The organism is Streptomyces sp. NPDC024698 (assembly GCF_055559015.1).
Window position 1 is genome coordinate 318,454 of sequence record NZ_JBVHLK010000004.1, and the last position, 22,122, is coordinate 340,575.

Genomic DNA, 22,122 nt, shown 5'->3' on the forward strand with positions numbered 1-22,122 from the left:
GGACGCCCGGATATCCGCCCACCCCTTGTCTGACGATGCGTCAGCGATGAATATGGCAGCGCTGCTCAAGAAGTGACGGACCGTCAGACAAGAGGTGCGGCCCATGCAGATCCTTCCCGAAGGGCGGCTGGCGTACGGCATCCAGCTCCCCGTCCAGTCGCAGAGCACCATCTACGCCGAGCCGTGGGAGGCGGACGCGGGTCCGGGTGACCTCGTCGCGATCGCCCGCGCCGCCGACCGCGCCGGATTCGCCTACATCGCGAGCTGCGACCACGTCGCCGTACCGCGCCGGCTCGCGGACGCCATGAGCACGGTCTGGTACGACCCCGTCGCCACGCTCGCCTTCCTCGCGGCCGTCACCGAGCGCGTCCTGCTGCTCAGCCATGTCGCGGTGGTCGGGCTCCGGCACCCGCTCGTCACGGCCAAGCAGTACGCGACCCTCGACCACCTCTCCGGCGGCCGGCTGATCCTCGGGGTCGGCGCCGGGCACGTACGGGAGGAGTTCGAGGCGGTCGGGGCCGACTTCGAGCGCCGGGGGGCCGTCCTCGACGAGACGATCGACGCCCTGCGCGCCGCGCTCGGGCCCGAGGAGTACCCCGTCCACCACGGCAAGACGTACGACTTCGAGGGGCTCGGCCAGCGGCCCAGGCCGGCCCGGCAGCGGGTGCCCGTCTGGGTGGGCGGTTCCTCGCCCGCCGCCGTGCGCCGGGCCGCGCTGCGCGGCGACGGCTGGCTGCCGCAGGGCGATCCGCGCGACCGGCTGCCCGGGCAGATCGCCCGGCTCGCGGCCCTGCGCGCCGAGGCGGGCCTCGGTGAACCCCTCACGATCGGCGCCATCACCGAGCCGCTGTACGTCGGAGAGCCCGGCTGGGAGGTCGGGCGGCGCACGCTGAGCGGCTCGCCCGAGGCCCTGGCCGCGTCGCTGCGGGAGTACGGCGCGATGGGCGTGCACCAGATACAGGTGCGGTTCCGCAGCCGGAGCCGCGACGAACTCACGGACCAGATGGCGGCGTTCGGAGCGGACGTCGCCCCCCACCTCGGCTAGGGAGTCACGGCATGGGCAAGCTGGACGGGCGGGTCGTGCTCATCACCGGCGCGGCGCGCGGGCAGGGCGAACAGGAGGCGCGGCTCTTCGCGGCGGAGGGCGCGCGCGTGATCGTCGCGGACGTGCTCGATGACCGGGGGGAGGAGCTGGCCAAGGAGATCGGCGCGCACTACGTCCACCTGGACGTGGGCCGCGAGGAGGACTGGACGGCGGCGGTCGCCTCGGGGAAGGCGGCCTACGGGCGGATCGACGGGCTGGTCAACAACGCCGGCATCCTGCGCTTCAACGCGCTCGTCGACACCCCGCTGACCGAGTTCATGCAGATCGTGCAGGTCAACCAGGTCGGGGTGTTCCTCGGGATCAAGACCCTCGCACCCGAGATCGCCGAGGCCGGCGGCGGCACGATCGTGAACACGGCCTCCTTCACCGGGCTCACGGGCATGGCGTACGTGGGCGCGTACGCGGCGACCAAGCACGCCATCGTCGGTCTGACCCGGGTGGCGGCGCTGGAGCTCGCGGAGAAGGGGATCCGCGTGAACGCGGTCTGCCCCGGAGCCGTCGACACGGCGATGAGCAATCCGGCGCAGCTGTCCCCGGGCCAGGACGCCGAGGAGGCCTCGCAGGCGCTCGACGCGTTCTACTCCAAGCTCGTGCCGCTCGGCCGGATCGGCCGCCCCGAGGACGTGGCCCGCCTCGCCCTGTTCCTGACCGGCGAGGACTCCTCGTACATCACCGGGCAGCCCTTCGTGATCGACGGCGGCTGGCTCGCGGGCGTGAGTGTCCTCTGACGCCGTATCAGCTATTGACGGTCCACGCACGCGGTGGAACAGTCGGCTCAAAGAATCTGACGGTACGTCAGATAACTGGATGGGGACGGTGAACCGCCTTGGAATTCGGGCTCTTTGTACAGGGATATGTGGGCAAGCGGGCCGAGACCGACCCGCTCGCCGAGCACAAGGCGCTGATGGAGGAGACCGAGTACGTCATCCAGGCGGACCGGTCCGGCTTCAAGTACGCCTGGGCCTCCGAGCACCACTTCCTGGAGGAGTACTCGCACCTCTCCGCCAACGACGTCTACCTCGGCTATCTCGCCCACGCCACCGACCGCATCCACCTCGGCTCCGGCATCTTCAACCCGCTCGCCCAGGTCAACCACCCGGTCAAGGTCGCCGAGAAGGTCGCCATGCTCGACCATCTCACCGGCAACCGCTTCGAGTTCGGCTCCGGCCGCGGCGCCGGCTCGCACGAGATCCTCGGCTTCCTCCCCGGCATCACCGACATGAACTTCACCAAGGAGATCTGGGAAGAGACCATCGCCGAGTTCCCGAAGATGTGGCTCCAGGACGAGTACGTCGGCTTCCAGGGCAAGCACTGGTCGCTGCCGCCGCGCAAGATCCTGCCCAAGCCGTACGGGAAGTCGCACCCCGCGATGTGGTACGCCGCCGGGTCGCCGCCCTCGTACGCCATGGCCGCCCGCAAGGGCCTCGGCGTGCTCGGCTTCAGCGTGCAGAAGGTCGCCGACATGGAATGGGTCCTGGAGCAGTACAAGACCGCCGTCGTGGACGCCGAGCCCATCGGTGACTTCGTCAACGACAACGTGATGGTGACCACCACCGCCATCTGCGCGCCCACCCACGACGAGGCGATCCGCATCGCGGTCGGCGGTGGGCTGCACTACCTGCCCTCCCTCGTCTTCCGCTACCACGACACCTTCCCGCGCCCCGAGGGCTTCCCCGTCTGGCCCGAGACCCTCCCCGAGTACAACGCGGAGTTCGTCGAGCTCCTCATCGAGGAAGAGCTGTTGATCTGCGGCGACCCGGACGAGGTGCTCACCCAGTGCAAGCGCTGGGAGCAGGCCGGCGCCGACCAGCTCAGCTTCGGACTGCCCGTCGGCGTCGCCAAGGAGGAGACCCTCCAGACGATCCGGCTGATCGGCGAGCACGTGATCCCGAAGATCGACACGGACCCGGTGCACCGCACCACCCGGTTCCGCCAAGCCGCCGTCTAGGTCCAGGGGGTACCTCCGCGATGCTCGACCATCTGATCAAGGGCGCGACCGTCGTGGACGGGACGGGAGCGCCCGCCCGCACCGCGGACGTGGGACTGCGGGACGGCCGCGTCGCCGTGATCGGCGCGGTCACCGAGCCGGCCCGGACCAGCGAGGACGCGCACGGACTCGTCCTCGCCCCCGGCTTCGTCGACCCGCACACGCACTACGACGCCCAGCTGTTCTGGGACCCCTACGCGACCCCGTCCCTCAACCACGGCGTCACCACGGTCGCGGGTGGCAACTGCGGCTTCACCCTGGCCCCGCTGAACCCCGCCCGCCCCGAGGACGCCGACTACACGCGCCGCATGATGTCCAAGGTCGAGGGCATGTCCCTGGTCGCCCTGGAAGAGGGCGCGCCCTGGAACTGGCACACCTTCGGCGACTATCTCGACGCCCTGGAGGGCCGGATCGCGGTCAACGCGGGCTTCATGGTGGGCCATTGCGCGCTGCGCCGGTACGTGATGGGCCCCGAGGCGGTGGGCGGACAGCCGACACGGGACCAACTCGACGCCATGCTGCGGCTGTTCCACGAGGCCATGGACGCCGGAGCCTGGGGACTGTCCACCACCCAGTCCTCCACCCACTCCGACGGAGACGGCCGGCCGGTCGCCTCCCGGCACGCCGAACCCCCCGAGCTGCTCGCCCTCTCAAGGGCCGTGGGCGAGCACGAGGGCACCCAGATCGAGGCGATCACGGCCGGCTGCCTCGACCAGTTCAGCGACGCCGAGATCGATCTGTTCGTGGAGATGAGCGCGGCCGCGGGCCGCCCGCTCAACTGGAACGTCCTCACGATCGACGCCGCCGTCCCCGAGCGCGTCCCGCGCCAGCTGGAGGCGAGCGAGCGCGCCCGCAAGTCCGGCGGCCGGATCGTCGCGCTCACCATGCCGATCCTCACCCCGATGAACATGTCGCTGGGCACCTTCTGCGCCCTGAACCTGATCCCCGGCTGGGGACCGGTCCTCGCGCTGCCCGTGCCCGAACGCATCGCGAGGCTCCGCGACCCCGGGGTCCGCGCCGAGATGCTCGCGCGGGCGCGGAGCAAGGAGGCGGGTGTCTTCCGGCGGCTCGCCGACTTCGGCCGGTACGTCGTCGGCGACACCTACAGCGCCGCGAACGAGGGCCTGACCGGACGCGTGGTGCGCGACATCGCCGCCGAACGCGGCCAGGAGCCCTTCGCCTGCCTGGTGGAGATCTGCGCGGCCGACGAGCTGCGTACGGTCCTGTGGCCCATGCCAACCGACAACGACCCGGACTCCTGGGCCCTGCGCGCCGAGACCTGGCGGCACGAGGACGTCCTGCTCGGCGGCTCCGACGCGGGCGCCCACCTGGACCGCATGTGCGGGGCCCCGTACACCACCCGGTTCCTCGGCGACTGTCTGCGCGGGCGCGGGCTGGCCTCCCTGGAGCAGGCCGTGAAGATGCTGACGGACGACCCGGCGCGCCTGTTCGGGCTGCGCGGCCGCGGACGCGTCGAGGTGGGGTTCCACGCGGACCTGGTGCTCTTCGACCCGGAACGGATCGACGCGGGCAAGGCCACGCTGGTGCACGACCTGCCCGGTGACAGCCCACGCCTCGACGCCCGCGCGATCGGGGTGAACGCCGTGTGGGTCAACGGGACCGAGGCGATCCGCGACGACGTGGTGACGGGCGCGGTGCCGGGCAAGGTCCTGCGCTCCGGCCGCGACACCAGGACGGTGAGCACCCGGTGACGGCCTCGGAGAGCACCGGGCAGCGGCTGTTCATCGGCGGCGCGTGGGTGGCGCCCGACCACGGGTTCTACGAGGTGAGGGACCCGGCGACCGAGAAGACGGTCGGGCTCGCCCCCGAGGCCTCCCGGGCCCAGGTGCACGCGGCCGCCGCGGCGGCACGCGAGGCCTTCGGGCCCTGGTCGCGCACACCCGCCGAGGAGCGGGCCGCGGTCCTCGCGCGGGCGGCGGACGTCGTCCAGCGCAACTTCGCGGCGTACGCCGAACTCGCCCAGGCGGAGAGCGGGGCCACCACCGGGACGGCGCGCGGTATGCAGGTCGGGGTCGGGGTGGCCCGCTTCCGGCGCTACGCGCGGCCCGAGCCGGTCGAGACGGCGCTGCCGCCGCAGATCAACGAGGCGGGCCCCTTCGGCCGGGCTGCCGTGATGGGCGCGCTGGCCGTGCGCCGGCCCGTCGGCGTGGTCACCTGCATCACCTCGTACAACAATCCCTGGGCCAACCCGGCCGGCAAGATCGCCCCCGCCTTGGCGATGGGCAACACCGTGGTGGTCAAGCCGGCCCCGCAGGACCCGCTGTCGGTGTACCGGATGGCGGAGGCGCTGGAGGCGGCGGGCGTGCCGCCGGGCGTGGTGAACGTGATCAGCGGCTCGACGCCGGAGTCCGGCGAGGCGGCGGTCGACTCACCCGACGTCGACATGGTCAGCTTCACCGGCTCGACGGCGGTCGGGCAGCGGATCGCCGAGGTCTGCGGGCGCGGCATGAAGCGCCAGTTGATGGAACTGGGCGGCAAGGGCGCGGCCATCGTCTTCGACGACGCCGACCTCGGCTCGGCGGTGGCGGGCATCGGCACGACCTTCTCGTTCTACAGCGGACAGATCTGCACGGCGCCGACGCGCGTCCTGGTGCAGCGAGGCGTCCACGACTCCCTCGTCCGTCAACTGGCCGCCTACGCGGCCCGTTTGACGGTGGGCGATCCGCGCGAGCAGGGCACGGTGGTCGGCCCGGTCATCTCCGCGGCCCACCGCGACCGCGTCGAGTCCTACGTCGAACTCGGCCGCAAGGAGGGCGCCCGGATCGTGACGGGCGGCGAACGCCCCTCCCTGCCCACCGGTTTCTACGTGGCCCCCACCCTTCTCGCCGACTGCACCCCGGACATGAGGGTCGTCCGGGAGGAGATCTTCGGCCCGGTCGTCGTCGTGCTGCCCTTCGACGACGAGGAGGAGGCGATCGCCCTCGCCGACGACTGCGACTACGGCCTGATCGACTACGTCTTCTCCGGTGACGTGGCCCGCGCCTTCCGCGTTGCGGGCCGGCTGCGCGCCGGCGGCGTGGGCGTCAACACGGTCGGCCGCAACATGGAGGCGCCCTTCGGTGGCTTCAAGAAGAGCGGAGTGGGCCGGGACGTGGGCTCGTACGCGCTGCACGCGTACAGCGAGACGCAGGCGATCGTCTGGCCGGGGTGAGGCGGAGGGCTTCCGTCGCGGCGCTACGGCGGGAGGCGACCGGCTCAGGTAGCGGCGCTACGGTGTGAGTGTTAGCGTTGCTCTCATCGGGGTGGTGGCCGTCGCCATCCCGGCCGAGGCAAGGAGCAGCGCCATGAGTGAGCAGCCGAGCACCTCCCCGCGCGTCGCGATCGTCACCGGCGGCTCGCGCGGGATCGGGCGCGCGAGCGCCGAACGCCTGGCCCGCGAGGGGTACGCCGTCGTCGTGAACTACGCGGGCAACGCGGCCGAGGCCGACAAGGCGGTCGCGGCGATCGCCGAGGCGGGCGGACAGGCGATCGCCTTCCGCGCCGACGTCGCCGAGGAGGCGGAGGTCGCCGCCCTCTTCGACACGGCCGAGGAGACCTTCGGCGGCGTCGACGCCGTCGTCCACGCGGCCGGTGTCATGACCCTGGCCCCGCTCGTCGACCTCGACCTCGACGCGCTGGACCGGATGCACCGCACCAACATCCGCGGCACGTTCGTCGTGGACCAGCAGGCCGCGCGCCGGCTGCGCGCGGGCGGCACGATCATCAACTTCTCCAGCTCCGTGCTGGGCCTCGTCATCCCCGGCTACACCGCGTACGCGGCCACGAAGGGCGCCGTCGAGGCCATGACCCAGATCCTCGCCCGCGAACTGCGCGGCCGGGACGTCACCGTCAACGCCGTGGCGCCCGGTCCGACCGCCACCGCCCTCTTCCTGGACGGCAAGGACGAGGAGACCATCGCGCGGCTGGCCGCCCAGCCGCCCCTGGAGCGCCTCGGCACCCCGGAGGACATCGCCTCGGTCGTCGCCTTCCTCGCGGGCCCCGGAGGCCGTTGGGTCAACGGTCAGGTCCTGCGCGCCAACGGCGGCATCGTCTGAGCCCGCGCGCCCGTCCCGCCAGCCCTCCCGCCGACCTCAGGAACTCCGTCATGAGCGACACCACGACCTCCGGCGCGGCCCCGGCGAGCACCAAGGCGCGCATCCTCGCCGTGACCGCCGAACTGGTCGCCGACTCCCCGGACGGGGACGTCTCGACCCGGGCGGTGTGCGAGGCCGCAGGGGTCGGCGCCCCCGCCCTCTACCGCCACTTCGGCGACAAGGAGGGCCTGCTGTCGGCCGTCGTCGACCACGGCTGGGAGCGGTACCTGGCGGCCAAGCGGGAGCGGCACCCCGGCAGCGACCCGGTCCTGGACCTGCGCGACGGCTGGGACGGCCACACCGAGTTCGCCCTGCGCAACCCGAACCTCTACCGCCTGATGCACTCCCCGGCGATGCGCACCCCGCCCGCCGCGGCGCTCGAAGCCCACCAGATCCTCACCGGCGACCTGCGCCGCGCCGCCGAACAGGGCAAGCTGCGGCTCGCCCCCGAACTCGCCGCGCAGATGATCATGTCCTCGAACGTGGGTGTCTGCCTGATGCTGGTCTCCCGCCCGGCGACGTTCACGGACGAGAGCCTGTCGCGCCGCGTACGGGACGCGGTGCACGCCTCCGTCTTCACCCCGGACGTCACGCTGCCCGGCGCGCAGGCGTCCGGTGCCTCCCCCGGCCTTCCGGCGACCGCGACCCGCCTCGGCGCGCAACTCCGCCAGACCCCGGCCCCCGGCTTCACCCCCGCCGAGCGGGCCCTGCTCACGGAGTGGCTGGACCGCCTGTCCAACACGGGCTGAGGTTCCTCACTTCGACATGATGAAGCGCAGGGCGAAGCCGGAGGCGGTCGTCCAGTACGTGACGAGCTGGCTCTTGTCCGCGTACAGCGCACTGGCCGGCAGGGGGACGTCGATCGGCTTGCCCACGCTGCTGCCCGGCGTGCGGCCCTGGAGGCCGAGGGTGATGCTCCTCGCCTCGTACTCGCCCGTGTTGCCGCTGCTGACGAGCAGGGCGGCGTAGGCCTCCCGGCCCGGGTCGAGGGTGACGGGCTCGCCCGGGGTCCCGTCGCTGTCCTTGATCACCGGGGTCGTGAACCGGGCGTCGGCACCGAGCTTCACCACGGGGTAGCCGTAGAGGCTGCACTTCTTGTCGCTCGCGTTCTGCACGGTGAGAACGAGGTGACGCAGGTCCCGCTCCTTCACGGCGGACACCCCGAGCTCCTTCTGGGTGCAGGCGGCGACGGTGCCGCCGGCGCCGGACGCGGTGCCTCCCCCGCCCGTGGTGCCGCCCTTGCCGCCGGTGCCCGTGCTGCCCGTGCTGCCCGTGGTGCCACCGCCGGTGGAGCCACCGCCCTTGGCGCCGGCTCCACCGCTGCCCGTGGTGCCGCCGCCCTCGGCACTCTCGCCGCCGGCCTCGCTCGGGGCGCCGCTCGGCTTCGCCGAAGCCGTCGCGCTCGGCCGGGCCGCGGGCCGGGAGCCGTCCGAGGCCTCGGCCGTGCCGTGCCCGCACGCCGTGGTCGCGAGCAGCGTCGCGGCCGCCGCGGCCCCGAGTGTGTAGGACGTCCGGACCCGAGGGCTCTTGTGGTTCCTGCGTGCAGGCGTGTTCATGGTGTCCCGTTTCCTTCTCGATGCGTGGAGAGGCCGCGTGCGCCGGTGGTCGGCACCCCGGACCGGCGGACAGGGCGGTGCCCTGTGAACGGCGGGCCGGGGTGGTGCGGCTGCCGGGCCGACGACGTGCGTCGGCCGGTGCGACAGCCACAGCATGGGATTTCGCGGGGGGCTGGGACAACGGCAGGCGTCCGATTGGGACGGTGGAACCGTCCCACCCCGGACGATCTGCGGAAACGCGGAACCCTGGGATGCCGGTGGGACGCCTGCGCGCACCGCGGCCGGACACCCGAGGGTTCCACCGGGCCGGGACCCCCTCCGCGCGGGTGTCCGGAACCGCTCCGGACGACTGGTGTGGGGTGCGGGGGAGTTGTTTCAATGGCCTCCGGTGTGGCGCGACGGGAGCGGGTGGCTGCGGATGAGGGTCGTGACCTGGAACCTCTGGTGGCGGTTCGGGCCCTGGGAGGAGCGGCAGAAGGCCATCCTGACCGTGCTGCGCGAACTGCGGCCCGATGTCGTCGGGTTGCAGGAGGTGTGGGAGTGCGGCGGCCAGAACCTCGCCGGGTGGCTCGCGGACGAGCTCGGAATGCACTGGACCTGGGCGGCCTCCGACGCCTCGGACCGGTGGCAGCGGCGGATCGGGGACACCACGGTCGACGTCGGCAACGCCGTGCTGAGCCGCTGGCCGGTGACGGCTTCGGAGGTGCTGCGGCTGCCCGCGCCCGACAGGCTGTACGACGGACGGCTCGCCCTGTACGCCCGGCTGGCCACGCCCACCCACGAGGTGCCCTTCTTCACCACCCACCTCACCTCGGCCGTCCACGCCTCGGGCGTGCGCCGTGAACAGGTCACCGCCCTCGCGGAGTTCGTCGCCGCGCACCGGGGCGGCGACGACTTCCCGCCGGTCGTCACGGGGGACTTCAACGCCTGGCCGGACTCCGACGAGATCCGCCTGTTCGGCGGGTACAAGACGTCCCCGGTGGTCCCCGGGCAGGTCTTCCTCGACGCCTGGGAGTACGCCGACCCGACGGCACCCTCGGCCACCTGGGACCCGGCGAACGCCCACGTCGGCCCGCACAGCCCCGCCGCACGCATCGACTACGTCCACGTCGGCCCGCCGGGTCCCGGCGGCCTCGGGCACGTCCGGTCCGTACGGCGGGCCGGGGACGGGCCGGTCGGCGGCGTGTGGCCCTCGGACCACGCGGCCGTCGTGGCCGACCTGTTCCTCCCCGAGGCCGGTCAGGACGCGTCCTGAAGTCCCCCTGGTTCAGCCGCGGCCGTCGCCCTTGAGAGCGCGGAGAAGGGCGTCGAAGGCGGCGGGGGTGGTCGAGAGTATGGACTGGGCGGGGTCGGCGCTCTCGGTCAGATGGACCGTTTCTGCAACACCGGAGGCGGCCACGTGGAGGCAGGCGTCGCCTTCCTGGCAGTGTGAGGACTTCTGCCAAGTACCGGAGACATGGAGGCAGGCCTCGCCTTGTGCGCAGTAGGACGACTTCTGCCAGGTCGTGGTGGGCATCTCGGGTCCTTTCACAGGTGCTGGGCGATGTCGTGGATGAGATCCTGTGAGTCCACGCGACTGAGCGATACGGATTCCATGCGGTCGATGAGGAGCCGGTACTGGGCCAGTTGGGCTTCGGAGTCGACGAATACCGGTCCGTGGGCCTGGTCCAGTTGAGCTGTGTCGAGCGCTGGTACGGGGCCGCACATGAAGTAGACCGACTGTCCCGAACCGGGGTAGGAGCCGGCGTCGAACGGGATGACTCGGATCGACACGTGATCGCGGTCGCTCACCTTGAGCAGGTGCTCAAGCTGGGTGCGCGCCACGTTCCGGCCGCCGAACTTCATTCGTAGGGCCGCTTCATGGATCACCGCCCGATAGGGGGCCGGGTGGTCACGGTAGAGCGCGTCCTGTCGCTTCAGCCGGAACGAGGTCCGGTGCTCGATCTCTGGAGGGGTCATCTCGGGGACAGCCTGCCGGTAGATCTCGCGTGCGTGGTCGACGGTCTGGAGCAGGCCAGGGATGTGCATGCTGTGCGCGGCGTGGAGTCTCGTGCCGTGGTGTTCGATCTCGGCGAGGTCGAGCAACTTGGACGGCAGGATGTCGCGGTACTCCTCCCACCAGCCGCGCTTGCGCTCGCCGGTCATGGCGACCAGGGATTCGACCAGAGTCGGCTCCGTGCAGGAGTACGTACGCGCCATCACCCGGACACGTTCCGCGCTCACCCCGAACCGGGCCACTTCGATATTGCTCAACTGTCCGGAGCTGGTGCCCAGCAAGGCGGCTGCCTGCGTGGTCGTCATCCCGGCGCGCTCACGCAGCTTGCGCAGCTCGACACCGAGCCGTGTGCGTCGGGCGGTGGGCGCAGCCCTGCCTGCCATGTCCTAACTCTCTCTGTCGTACGCCAGGTTGGGGCGTCACCCGCGCGAGTGGAACTCCCTTAAGGAATCCGGTCATCGGGTGAAAACAATCCTTGCGCAGCTCTATGGTGATTGTCAGGCGCCCTCGCCCAGAAGAACCCCGCTCGACGGAGCGGCCAGGTCACTGGGCACCGGAGACGAAGAGTCAACCCCCTCTCGTGATCGGAGACTTCCGATGGCCACCGTATCGCCGCCGTGGGCCTACACCCTCCAACTCCCGCACGATCCCCGCGCCCCCGGTATCGCCCGGGCCACCCTGCGTACCGTCCTCGCCGCGCACGACCTCACCGGACTCGCCCCCACCGCCGAGCTCCTGGCCTCCGAACTGCTCACCAACGCCCATCTGCACACCCGGGGCCCGTACGCCCTCCGTGTCCTGTCGAAGGGTCCTGACCGGCTGACGGTGGCCGTCTGGGACACCGACCCCGGCGTCCCGCCCGGCTACGGGCAGCCCCACACCTCCATTCCCCCGGCGGACGCCGAACACGGCCGCGGCCTGCACCTCGTACGCGCCTGCGCCGACGCCTGGGGCGTGTCCGTGCTGCGCGAGATGGGCGCGTCGAGAGGCGGAAAGCTGCTGTGGGCGGAGTGCGGGGGCACGGCGAAGGTCTGACAGACCGAAGAGAAGGCGGCAGTCCGGTGTCCGACTGGTCAAAGGCGGGGGAATCATGGCCGCCTGCCAGGACCGAGCGGAACTCCGCTACAACCCCCGCCCGGGGTGCGGTGTCCAAACGGGTGAACCAGAAACAACAGCAGCCCCGTACAGGGGTGCGGCGCACGACTCGATCACCGATCGCTGCCCGCTGACCCCGTGACGACGGTGGCGAATCCACCGGCGCTTTCTTCGTCGGGCCTGAACATCACCGATTCCGTGAAGGGTCGTTTCCGCATGCGCACGTTAAGGACCACTGGCTCCACCGCCTGTCGCCGGCGCGTTGGCCACGATCGACGGCGGCAAGGGCAATGACATCATCAAGGCCGATACCGGCGCCGCGTTGTACGGGGGCGACGGGAACGACCGCCTCGACGGCGGCGGGGGCTTCTACGGCGACGGCGCAGACGGCGGCGCGGGCAACGACACGCTCACCGACTGCGACTCCAAGTGCCATGGAGGACCCGGCAACGACAGTCTCACCGGCACTTCCACCGGGCACCAGAACGATTTGTACGATGACGACGGCAACGACGTCGTCCACGCCGGCGCCGGTGCCGACGTCGTCCACGGCGGCAGGGGCGACGACAGGCTGTACGGCGACGGCGGCAACGACACGATCTGCGGCAACACCGGCAACGACCTGCTGCACGGTGGCGCCGGCACGGACAGGCTCTCCGGCGGAGCGGGCACCGACAAGGTCTACCAGAACTAGAGGCCGGGCCAGAGAACTCAGAGCCGCCAGGGGCGGGCGTGAGGGAACACGGTCTCCCTCACGCTCCCCTTGGACTACGCCCCCAGGAAGATCGGGTTCGTGAACGCCGCCAGCGCTCCCGGGACCGGCCCCGCAGCCGTCTCGTGGCGGAGTTCCGCGCGGACGTACGCCGCGTAGGACGCCGTCGTGTGCCATTCCACCGTGCCGGAGCCCGCGACCGGCAGCGGGTCGCTGGTGAACAGCAGGCCCTCGTCGGTGACCAGGCGGACCGTGCAGCGGGGCGCGCCCGTGGCCTCCAGGCGGATCGTGACAGGGGTGTCGGGGGCGACCCGCAACCGCTCGCCGATGCCCGCGTGTTCGCCCTTGGCACCGGACGCCGAGAAGGACAGGGAGACCAGCTTCGACTCGGCGACGTAGGAGCGGCCCGCGCGGATGCCGTCCTGGATCGCCTCGCGGGTCAGGTCGTCGGCCAGGACGACCGTCTGCGGGGAGCCGACCTGGTCGGGGTCGCGGTGCGCGTCGCTGTTGCCCATCGCCGGGACCCAACCGCGGCCCTCGCGCATGGAGGCGCCGAGACGGTTGTCCCAGTCGGCGAGGGTGACCTCGTCGTCGGGGGTGTACGGGCCGTTCCACACCTCGACCGCGTCCGCCTCGCCGAAGCCGAACTTCCAGCCGCAGCCGACACAGGTGGCGTGCGGGTGCGCGGGCACCACCAGGCCGCCTGCGTCCCGGATGCGGCGCGCGAACCGGCCGAAGCGGTTGTCGCGGGCCCGGTAGCGCCAGTCGACGAAGGTGCCGGGGTCCGTGCCGAGCGCCAGCACGTGCCCGTTGCGGGTGGTGACCTCCTCGCCCAGCATGATCAGCAGGTCGTCGCCCGCCTGGTCCGCCCAGTGCGGATGGGCCGCGTGCGTGTTGTGGTCCGAGGAATTGATGAAGTCCAGGCCCGCCGCCCGCGCCAGCGCGGCGATCTCCGCGGGGGTGCGGCGGCCGTCGGAGTACCAGGAGTGCAGATGGCAGTCGCCGCGGTACCAGGCACGGCCGCGGCCCCTGGCGCGCGAGGGCGGGTACACCGGCTCCGGCGCCGGGGCCGGCTTCCCGTAGGTCAGGGTGACCGTGACCTCGTAGGCCAGTCCCTGGGGCGCCACCGTGTACGGGCCGAGCGCGATGTGCCAGGTGCCGGGGCGGACCGGTCCGGGGAGGTAGCCGGGGGTCGCGTCGTCCGAGCGGATGAAGAACTCCGTGCGCGCGCCGCCCGACCAGCCCCGGAAGCCCCGGCCGCCCAGTTCCGTGCCGTGCTCGTCGAAGATGCCGATGTCCAGGGCGTTGCCCGCCGTGCCGGCGGGGACCGACGGCCTCTCGTAGGTGTAGGAGACCCTGATCTCCGCGACCCCGGCCGGTACGTCGAGGGGGAGATACACGAAGTCGGGGGAGCCGGTGGGCAGGGTGCCGCGCACCGTCCGCGTCTCCTTCTCGTCCGCCGCTTCCGCGTGCGCACCGCCGCCAAAGGTCACGCCTCCCAACGTAAGGGCGGCGGCCGCCCCCGTCACGAACAGCGCGCGTCTGCCGATGCCGTGGTCGTCCTCGCACATACTGCTGCTCCCCTGGGGTCGGGCGTGACAGTGCCATGGAGTGATGCGAAGTGCCACGGACCACTGTGCGAGCGGGCGGTGAACGCCCGTGCACACCAAAGGAATCGACGGCTTGCGGGGAGACCGACAGATGCCGTGCGGCCGGACCCGGCCTCACCGCCCGCGGCGCGGGAAGGGCCTCGTGTCCCGCTGCGCCGGACGACCTCGACCGTATGCTCGAAGGATGACGACCTCCGCTACGGGCGCGACTCCCGGATCCGGGCCGACGGCGAACTCCATGCGGCGAGCGCTGCGGCGCGCGCGGGACGGCGTCGCGCTCGACCTGACCGAGGCCACCGTGCTGCTCCAGGCCCGTGGCACGGACCTGGACGACCTGGCCGCCTCCGCCGCGCGGGTGCGCGACGCGGGCCTCGATGCGGCCGGCCGGCCCGGCGTCATCACGTACTCCAAGAGCGTCTTCGTCCCGCTGACCCGGCTGTGCCGGGACAAGTGCCACTACTGCACCTTCGTCACGGTCCCCGGCAAGCTGCGCCGGGCCGGCCACGGGATGTTCATGTCCCCGGACGAGGTCCTCGACATCGCCCGCCGGGGCGCCGAACTCGGCTGCAAGGAAGCCCTGATCACCCTCGGCGACAAGCCGGAGGACCGCTGGCCCGAGGCCCGCGAATGGCTGGACGCGCACGGCTACGACGACACGATCGCCTACGTACGGGCCATCTCGATCCGCATCCTGGAGGAGACGGGCCTGCTGCCGCACCTGAACCCGGGTGTCATGTCGTGGACCGACTTCCAACGGCTGAAGCCGGTCGCCCCGTCCATGGGCATGATGCTGGAGACCACCGCGACCCGGCTGTGGTCCGAGCCCGGCGGCCCCCACTACGGCTCCCCCGACAAGGAGCCCGCCGTGCGACTGCGGGTCCTGGAGGACGCGGGCCGTTCCTCCGTGCCCTTCACCAGCGGGCTGCTGATCGGCATCGGCGAGACGTACGAGGAGCGCGCGGACGCGCTGTTCGCGCTGCGCCGGATCGTCCGGGCCCACCACGGCATCCAGGAGTTGATCATCCAGAACTTCCGCGCCAAGCCGGACACCGCGATGCGCGGTATGCCGGACGCGGAGCTGGACGAGCTGATCGCCACCGTCGCCGTCGCCCGGCACATCATGGGCCCGTCCGCCTGCCTCCAGGCGCCGCCCAACCTGGTCGCCGGCGAGTACGGACGGCTGATCGGCGCCGGGATCGACGACTGGGGCGGGGTCTCGCCGCTGACCATCGACCATGTGAACCCCGAGCGCCCCTGGCCGCAGATCGAGCTGCTGCGCGAGCGGTCGGCCGAGGCGGGCTTCGAGCTGCGTGAACGGCTCTGCGTCTACCCGGAGTTCGTGCGGCGCGGCGAGCCCTGGCTGGACCCGCGGCTGCTGCCGCACGTACGGGCGCTCGCGGACCCGGAGACCGGCCTCGCGCTGCCGGACGCGGTGGTCGAGGGCCGGCCCTGGCAGGAGCCCGAGGAGGCCTTCACGTCCTCGGGGCGCACCGACCTGCACCGCACCGTCGACACCGAGGGCCGCACCGGCGACCGCCGCGAGGACTTCGACACCGTGTACGGCGACTGGGCGGCGCTGAAGGAGGCCGCGGCCCCCGGGATGGTGCCGTCCCGGATCGACACCGACGTACGGGCGGCCCTGGCGACCGCGGCCGACGACCCGACGAGACTGACCGACGACGAGGCCCTCGCGCTGCTGCACGCCGACGGCCCGGCCCTGGACGCCCTGTGCCGGATCGCCGACGACGTGCGCCGGGCGGCGGTCGGGGACGACGTCACGTACATCGTCACCCGCAACATCAACTTCACCAACGTCTGTTACACCGGCTGCCGTTTCTGCGCCTTCGCCCAGCGCCGCACGGACGCCGACGCCTACACGCTGTCCCTGGAGCAGGTCGCCGACCGCGCCGCCCAGGCCTGGGACGTGGGCGCGGTCGAGGTCTGCATGCAGGGCGGCATCCACCCGGACCTGCCGGGCACGGCGTACTTCGACATCGCGAGGGCGGTCAAGGAACGCGTCCCCGGCATGCACGTCCACGCCTTCTCGCCGATGGAGGTGGTGAACGGGGCGACCCGCACCGGCCTGTCCATCCGCGAATGGCTGACCGCCGCCAAGGAGGCGGGCCTGGACACCATCCCCGGCACGGCCGCCGAGATCCTCGACGACGAGGTGCGCTGGGTCCTGACGAAGGGCAAGCTGCCCGCGGCGACCTGGATCGAGGTCGTCACCACGGCCCACGAACTGGGCATCCGCTCCTCCTCCACGATGATGTACGGCCATGTCGACCAGCCCCGGCACTGGCTCGGCCACTTCCGCACGCTCTCCCGCATCCAGCAGCGGACCGGCGGGTTCACGGAGTTCGTGACCCTCCCCTTCATCCACACCAACGCCCCCGTCTACCTGGCCGGCATCGCCCGCCCCGGCCCGACGACCCGCGACAACCGCGCGGTCATGGCGATGGCCCGGCTGCTGCTGCACCCGCACATCCCCAACATCCAGACGAGCTGGGTCAAGCTGGGCGCCGAGGGTGCCGCCGAGATGCTCCGCTCCGGTGCCAACGACCTGGGCGGCACGCTGATGGAGGAGACCATCTCCCGTATGGCGGGCTCCCGTTACGGCTCCTACAAGTCGGTCAAGGACCTGATCGCGGTGGCCGAGGCGGCGGGCCGCCCCGCCCGCCCTCGCACCACGCTCTACGGCGAGGTCCCGCAGGAGCGGCAGCTCGCGGCCACCGCCTCCGACGGCCATCTGCCCGAGCTGCTGCCGGTGCTGGACTGAGGGGACCGGCGGTTCCCGTTCGACTATTGTGCCGACCTGTCGGACGTATGTACGGACAGTGCCGCGGGAGGTCTCGGTGGGTGCGACAGCCGGTGCCGTCTGGGGGCGGGGCGAGCAGCAGGACTTCCGCAGCCGGGTCCGCGGGACGCTTCTGGGCGCGGCCGTCGGCGACGCGTTGGGGGCGCCGGTCGACGGGCTCTCCCTGGAGTCGATCCGGGAGACCTACGGCGCCGAGGGACTGGTGGGACTCGCCCCGGCGTACGGCCGGCTCGGCGCTCTCACCCATCTGACCCAGCTCTCTCTCTTCGGCGTCGACGGGCTCGTCCGCGCCCAGGTGCGCCGCGACACGGGCGCCTGGCATCCGCCGTCCGACGTGCACCGCGCCTACCGCCGCTGGGCGGCCACCCAGACCGACTGGGGACCCGACGAGCGGCGCAAGGACGACGGCTGGCTGGCCCGCGAGGAGTGGCTCTACGCCCGCCGCGACCCGGCCAAGGCCTGTCTGCTCGGCCTCGCCGACGAGATCATGGGAACCCTGGACGCGCCCAAGAACCCCGGTGAGCCGGGGGCCGAGGCCGCCGCCCGTTCCGCGCCGTTCGGGCTGCTCGTCGGCTGGGAGCCGCAGCTCGTGATGCAGCTCGCGGTGGAGTGCGCCGCGCAGACGCACGGCCACCCCTCGGCGTATCTGACGGCGGGCGCGTACGCCGTGATCGTGCACGCGCTCGCCCGCGGCGAGAACCCCGACGCGGCCGTGCAGCAGACCCTCGCGCTGCTCGCGGTCCGCCCCGGGCACCAGCCGGTGGCCGCCGCGCTCCAGCAAACGCTGGGCGCCGTGCGGCAGGGCATGCCCTCGCCCGAGCGGGTCCAGGAACTCGCCGTGAGCGGCGTCTCCGAGGGGCCGCTCGCCGCCGCGGTGTACTGCCTGCTGGTCGGTGAGGACGTCCGGCACGGCCTGTGCCTCTCGGTGAACCACGGCGGGCCCTCCGCCGCCACCGGTGCCCTCACCGGCGGTCTGCTCGGCGCGCTGCACGGCGAGACGGCCCTTCCGCCGGCCTGGCTGGCCGAGCTGGAGGGCCGTCCCACGGTGCTGGTCCTCGCGGACGACTTCGCGATGGAGATGACCCAGGGGCCCGCGCTGCACGGTCCCGCCGGCTCGTCCCCGGCCTGGCTCACCCGCTACCCGCGCGCCTGAGGGTCCGGCGACGGTCGGGGACCTAGTCCTTCACCGGCGTGCCCACCGCGCCCTCCGCCGCTCCCGCCGGTGCCGGGATCGCCGCCGCGGCCGAGCCGTCGTCGTCCGTGTTGATCAGTTCGATGACCGCGTCCCGCTCCGGGGTGTCCTCGGGCCGCAGGAAGCCGATGAGGACGTACAGGACGAGGGAGATGACCATCGGGACGGAGACCTGGTACTCCAGCCTCACATCCGTGCGCTGCGAGAAGTCCAGGTGGTAGTTGACGAGGAAGAAGGCGAGCAGCCCGCAGGCCCAGCTGGTCAGCGCCGCCGTCGGGCCCGACCGGCGGAACGGCCGCAGCAGGCCCAGGATGAACGGGATCGCGATCGGCCCCATCAGACCCGCCACCCACTTGATGACGACGGTGATGATGTCCTTGAACGCGGGGGAGTTGACCTGGGTCGCCACCGCCATGGAGAAGCCGAGGAAGGCGACCGTGGTGACGCGGCCCGCGATGAGCCCCGCCCGGGTGTCCCAGGCACGCGCGGCCCGTGAGAGCACCGGCATCACATCGCGGGTGAACACCGCCGAGATGGCGTTCGCGTCCGAGGAGCACATGGCCATCGTGTGCGAGAAGAAACCGACGACGACCAGGCCCAGCAGCCCGTGCGGCAGCAGCTGTTCGGTCATCAGGCCGTACGCGTCCGAGCCGTCCGGCTTCTGTGCCGTGACCAGGAGCGGCGAGAGCCACATCGGGATGAACAGGACGACCGGCCACACGAACCACAGCCCGGCGGACAGCAGTGCCGACCGCGTGGCCTCCTTGGCGCTCCCGGTGGCCATGTAGCGCTGCGCCTGGTTCCACATGCCGCCGTTGTACTCGAACAGCTTGATGAACAGGTACGCGATGAAGAACACCGTCAGATACGGACCGGCGAACCCGTTCGCGTGACCGTGCAGCTTCGGCGAGTCCAGCGCCTTGGACAGGCCGCCCTGGTCGGAGATCTTGTTCAGCACGATGACCAGCATCGACACACCGGCCAGCAACTGGATCACGAACTGGCCGAGTTCGGTGAGCGCGTCCGCCCACAGACCGCCGATCGTGCAGTACACCGCCGTGATGCCGCCGGTGATGAGGATGCCCTGGGTGAGCGTGACGCCGGTGAAGACGCTGAGCAGGGTGGCGATGGCCGCCCATTTCGCGCCGACGTCCACGATCTTCAGCAGGATGCCGGACCAGGCCAGCGCCTGCTGCGTCGGCACGTTGTAGCGGTCCTTGAGGTATTCGAGGGGTGAGGCGACGTGCAGCCGGGAGCGCAGCCGGTTGAGCCGGGGCGCGAAGGCCTTGGCGCCGATGGCCACGCCGATGGCGATGGGCAGCGCCCAGGTGACGTACGAGGTGATGCCGTAGGTGTACGCGATGCCGGCGTAGCCGGTGAACATCACCGCGCTGTAGCCCGACATGTGGTGGGAGATGCCGGACAGCCACCACGGCATCTTGCCGCCCGCGGTGAAGAAGTCGCCGACGTCGTCCACGCGTTTGTGGGACCAGACGCCGATCGCGGTCATCACGCCGAAGTACGCGACCAGGACGGCCCAGTCGAGACCGTTCATGTGCCCCCTCCAGGGGTCAGCCTTGTGAACCTGCTGATGCCGGACGGCACTTCGCCAGGACGCATCGGGCTGCCCCGTGCGGGAGCGGGGACTTCGGGGATTGAACCGCCGGTCCGACCGGCCGGTCAAGACCTCGCACGGTCACAGATATGAACGCAGATCAGAAAGCAGAACGATTTTGCCTCCACTTTACCCACCCGGCGGTTGTCGTGCTCGTGACGTGCGCCACACCATGGGCGGGCACTTCGCCAGACCTGCCCAGTGAGGAGAACGCGACAGCCGTACGGGATGCGGGTCCCGTGCGCCTGGGAGAGGGGCCGCCGGCCGCACCGACTACCGCATGATCTCGCCCGCGTTCACCAGCAGCGACTGCCCCGTGATCGCCCGCGCCCGGTCGGACGCCAGGAACACCGCGGCGTCCGCGACGTCCCCGTCCGTGGCCAGCTCGGGCAGTGCCATCCGCTCGGTGAGCCGCTTGAGGACGTCCGCCTCGGGCACCTGCTCCGTGTACGCCGTGAACTGCACGTACGCCTCGACGGGTGGGCCCCACATCCAGCCGGGCAGCACGGTGTTGACCCGGATCCGGTGCGGGCCGAGCTCGCGGGCCAGGGAGTACATCGCGCTCGTCAGCGCGCCCTTCGAGGCCGCGTACGCCGCCTGGCGCACCTGGCTCGGCGCGGCGACCGACGACTGGGTACCGATGACGACGACCGAACCGCCGCGCTCCTTCAGTGCGGGCAGGCAGGCGCGGGTCATCCGCAGCGTGCCGAGCAGGTTCACGTCGATGACCGCCTGCCAGGTCGCGAAGTCGGCGTCCTCCAGGCCGCCGAAGTAACTGTCCCAGGCGGCGACATGGACCACCGCGTCGATCCGCCCGAAGCGTTCGGCGGCCAGCGCCGCGAGCGCCTCGCACTGCCCCTCGTCGGTGATGTCCGTCGCCCGGAACGCCGTGCGCGCGCCGTCCGGGTCCAGTTCGGCCGCCGACTTGGCGAGGTTCGCCTCCGTGCGCGCCCCGAGCACCGCGTTGCCGCCGTCGCGCACCACGGCCGCCGCCACCTGATGGCCGAGCCCGGCTCCGACACCCGACACCACCACGGTCCTGCCGGTGAGCAAAGACATCCGGGGCCTCCTCGGCTCTGGCGCATTGTCTGACGGGGCGTCAGGGTATGGGCGTCCGGCGGAGGAAGGAAGTCCCGCGCACGTCCAGGAGAGGAAGGGGTTCGTCATGCCGGAGGAGACCCGCAGCGAGACCTACGCGGAACTGGCCGCCCTCGGCCCGTACGGCGTCCACCCGGGCCACGCCCTGATCACCCTGGTCGAACCGCACCCGGGCCACGAGTACGCCTACAACCGCTGGTACGAGGACGACCACTACTACGCGGGCGCGATGGCCATGCCGTGGATGTACGCCGGACGCCGCTGGGTGGCCACCCGCGACCTCCAGCTGCTGCGCTACCCCGAGAAGTCGGCCGTCGCCCAGCCGGTCACCGCGGGCTGCTACATCTCGACCTACTGGGTCACCGACGGCCGCTACGACGACCACATGAGGTGGACCGTCGGCATCAACAAGCGGCTGAACCGCGACGGCCGCGTCTACCAGGACCGTACGCACGTCTTCACGGCCTTCCAGGACCACGAGGCCACCGTCTACCGCGACGGTGCCGCAGGCCCCCGTGACTTCCACGCCCTCGACCACCCCTACGCCGGCCTCGTGGTCGAGGTCGTCGACGCCGAATCCCCCGCGCGGCGCGCCGAGTTGCTGGAGTGGCTGCGCTCCCGCCACCTCCCGAGGCGGCTGGCGGGCTCACCCGCAGCCCTCGTCACCGTCTTCCGGCCGACCCCGCTCCCCGGCGACCGCATGACGTACGTGAAGCAGGTCGAGGGTGTCGACACCCGGCTGACCCTGCTGTGGTTCCTCCAGGCGGATCCCCGTGAGTGCTGGGAGACGCACTTCACGGGCCTGGACGAGGCCGTGGCCGAATCGGGCCTGGGGAAGGTGGAGTTGGTGGCCCCGTTCGTCCCCACGATCCCGGGAACGGACACCTACGTGAACCAGCTGAGGTGAACCGGGCCAAAAGGGAAGAGCGGTGCCCTCTCGGCCAGGACGGCGGGCCGGACGAGAGGGCTCTGTCGATGGAACCTATGAAGTTGTCCGGCCATACGGGTCAGACGAGACCGGACGCCGCCCGGCTCACGTCGGCGACGAAGACGTTCCAGGCATCCGCGGGAAAGGCCAGGGTCGGGCCGGCGGGGACCTTGGAGTCCCGGACGGCCATCGCCGAGACGACCGGGGACTTGACCTCGACGCAGGCGCCGTTGCCGGTGGAGTAGGAAGACTTGGTCCAGGTGTCGAGGGCGCCCTGCTGAATTGCCATGATCGCTCCAGAAAGCTGTCGTTCGTC

General features: G+C 71.7%; 20 protein-coding genes. 13 read left to right on the forward strand and 7 right to left on the reverse strand.

Going from position 1 to position 22,122, the window contains the following annotated elements; translation table 11 throughout:
* Nucleotides 1-103 precede the first annotated feature (103 nt).
* From ACZ4AA_RS12365 to ACZ4AA_RS12395, 7 genes are all read left to right on the forward strand, one after another.
* Entirely contained in the window at nt 104-1,045 is a 942-nt protein-coding gene (locus ACZ4AA_RS12365; protein ID WP_467599691.1) for a TIGR03619 family F420-dependent LLM class oxidoreductase, read from the forward strand.
* 11 nt (nt 1,046-1,056) lie between these two features.
* Complete coding sequence (locus ACZ4AA_RS12370) at nt 1,057-1,833, forward strand: SDR family NAD(P)-dependent oxidoreductase (protein WP_467599694.1); 777 nt, start codon at nt 1,057-1,059, stop codon at nt 1,831-1,833.
* A 98-nt stretch (nt 1,834-1,931) separates the two neighbouring features.
* Nucleotides 1,932-3,053: an LLM class flavin-dependent oxidoreductase gene (locus ACZ4AA_RS12375; RefSeq protein WP_467599697.1), complete on the forward strand. Its 1,122-nt coding sequence runs from the start codon at nt 1,932-1,934 to the stop codon at nt 3,051-3,053.
* A gap of 20 nt (nt 3,054-3,073) precedes the next feature.
* A complete protein-coding gene (locus ACZ4AA_RS12380) occupies nt 3,074-4,804 on the forward strand; it encodes an N-acyl-D-amino-acid deacylase family protein (RefSeq protein WP_467599701.1) in 1,731 nt (576 codons plus the stop codon).
* Nucleotides 4,801-6,264: an aldehyde dehydrogenase family protein gene (locus tag ACZ4AA_RS12385; protein ID WP_467599704.1), complete on the forward strand. Its 1,464-nt coding sequence runs from the start codon at nt 4,801-4,803 to the stop codon at nt 6,262-6,264. The genes ACZ4AA_RS12380 and ACZ4AA_RS12385 overlap by 4 nt, the downstream gene beginning before the upstream one ends.
* Nucleotides 6,265-6,397: 133 nt before the next feature.
* Complete coding sequence (locus tag ACZ4AA_RS12390; RefSeq protein ID WP_467599707.1) at nt 6,398-7,147, forward strand: SDR family oxidoreductase; 750 nt, start codon at nt 6,398-6,400, stop codon at nt 7,145-7,147.
* Nucleotides 7,148-7,197: 50 nt separating this feature from the next.
* Entirely contained in the window at nt 7,198-7,935 is a 738-nt protein-coding gene (locus tag ACZ4AA_RS12395; RefSeq protein ID WP_467599710.1) for a TetR/AcrR family transcriptional regulator, read from the forward strand.
* Between the two features lie 6 nt (nt 7,936-7,941).
* Here the strand turns inward: ACZ4AA_RS12395 and ACZ4AA_RS12400 are convergent, their stop codons facing one another.
* Nucleotides 7,942-8,742 (reverse strand): DUF4232 domain-containing protein, encoded by an 801-nt coding sequence (locus ACZ4AA_RS12400; protein WP_467599713.1) that lies wholly within the window; start codon nt 8,740-8,742, stop codon nt 7,942-7,944.
* Between the two features lie 418 nt (nt 8,743-9,160).
* On the opposite strand from ACZ4AA_RS12400, the gene ACZ4AA_RS12405 reads away from it, so the two are divergent.
* Nucleotides 9,161-9,997 (forward strand): endonuclease/exonuclease/phosphatase family protein, encoded by an 837-nt coding sequence (locus ACZ4AA_RS12405; protein WP_467599716.1) that lies wholly within the window; start codon nt 9,161-9,163, stop codon nt 9,995-9,997.
* A 12-nt stretch (nt 9,998-10,009) separates the two neighbouring features.
* Here ACZ4AA_RS12405 and ACZ4AA_RS12410 read toward each other — a convergent pair whose 3' ends face one another.
* Nucleotides 10,010-10,258, reverse strand: coding sequence for a DUF397 domain-containing protein (locus tag ACZ4AA_RS12410; protein WP_467599719.1), 249 nt, complete (start codon nt 10,256-10,258; stop codon nt 10,010-10,012).
* Between the two features lie 11 nt (nt 10,259-10,269).
* Nucleotides 10,270-11,121, reverse strand: coding sequence for a helix-turn-helix domain-containing protein (locus ACZ4AA_RS12415; protein ID WP_467599722.1), 852 nt, complete (start codon nt 11,119-11,121; stop codon nt 10,270-10,272).
* Nucleotides 11,122-11,335: 214 nt separating this feature from the next.
* Here ACZ4AA_RS12415 and ACZ4AA_RS12420 point away from each other — a divergent pair, with 214 nt between their 5' ends.
* On the forward strand, nt 11,336-11,773 hold the full coding sequence (locus ACZ4AA_RS12420; RefSeq protein ID WP_467599724.1) for an ATP-binding protein: 438 nt from the start codon (nt 11,336-11,338) through the stop codon (nt 11,771-11,773).
* Nucleotides 11,774-12,095: 322 nt separating this feature from the next.
* Nucleotides 12,096-12,527, forward strand: a complete 432-nt coding sequence (locus ACZ4AA_RS12425; RefSeq protein ID WP_467599728.1) for a calcium-binding protein — start codon at nt 12,096-12,098, stop codon at nt 12,525-12,527.
* Nucleotides 12,528-12,601: 74 nt separating this feature from the next.
* Here ACZ4AA_RS12425 and ACZ4AA_RS12430 read toward each other — a convergent pair whose 3' ends face one another.
* Nucleotides 12,602-14,116 carry a CehA/McbA family metallohydrolase gene (locus tag ACZ4AA_RS12430; RefSeq protein WP_467599731.1) on the reverse strand — a complete coding sequence of 505 codons (1,515 nt, stop codon included), beginning with the start codon at nt 14,114-14,116 and terminating at the stop codon, nt 12,602-12,604.
* Nucleotides 14,117-14,339: 223 nt separating this feature from the next.
* Here ACZ4AA_RS12430 and ACZ4AA_RS12435 point away from each other — a divergent pair, with 223 nt between their 5' ends.
* Nucleotides 14,340-16,934, forward strand: a complete 2,595-nt coding sequence (locus tag ACZ4AA_RS12435) for a bifunctional FO biosynthesis protein CofGH (RefSeq protein ID WP_467599733.1) — start codon at nt 14,340-14,342, stop codon at nt 16,932-16,934.
* A 76-nt stretch (nt 16,935-17,010) separates the two neighbouring features.
* The gene (locus ACZ4AA_RS12440; RefSeq protein ID WP_467599736.1) at nt 17,011-18,126 is read left to right on the forward strand and encodes an ADP-ribosylglycohydrolase family protein; all 1,116 of its coding nucleotides are present in this window, start codon (nt 17,011-17,013) and stop codon (nt 18,124-18,126) included.
* Between the two features lie 22 nt (nt 18,127-18,148).
* On the opposite strand, the gene ACZ4AA_RS12445 is transcribed toward ACZ4AA_RS12440, so the two are convergent.
* Both ACZ4AA_RS12445 and ACZ4AA_RS12450 read right to left on the reverse strand, forming a co-directional pair.
* Nucleotides 18,149-19,720 (reverse strand): sodium:solute symporter family protein, encoded by a 1,572-nt coding sequence (locus ACZ4AA_RS12445; protein ID WP_467599739.1) that lies wholly within the window; start codon nt 19,718-19,720, stop codon nt 18,149-18,151.
* Nucleotides 19,721-20,053: 333 nt separating this feature from the next.
* Nucleotides 20,054-20,839: an SDR family oxidoreductase gene (locus ACZ4AA_RS12450; protein WP_467599742.1), complete on the reverse strand. Its 786-nt coding sequence runs from the start codon at nt 20,837-20,839 to the stop codon at nt 20,054-20,056.
* Nucleotides 20,840-20,945: 106 nt separating this feature from the next.
* On the opposite strand from ACZ4AA_RS12450, the gene ACZ4AA_RS12455 reads away from it, so the two are divergent.
* Nucleotides 20,946-21,785: a hypothetical protein gene (locus ACZ4AA_RS12455; RefSeq protein WP_467599745.1), complete on the forward strand. Its 840-nt coding sequence runs from the start codon at nt 20,946-20,948 to the stop codon at nt 21,783-21,785.
* Between the two features lie 100 nt (nt 21,786-21,885).
* On the opposite strand, the gene ACZ4AA_RS12460 is transcribed toward ACZ4AA_RS12455, so the two are convergent.
* Nucleotides 21,886-22,095 carry a DUF397 domain-containing protein gene (locus ACZ4AA_RS12460; RefSeq protein ID WP_467599748.1) on the reverse strand — a complete coding sequence of 70 codons (210 nt, stop codon included), beginning with the start codon at nt 22,093-22,095 and terminating at the stop codon, nt 21,886-21,888.
* Nucleotides 22,096-22,122 lie beyond the last annotated feature (27 nt).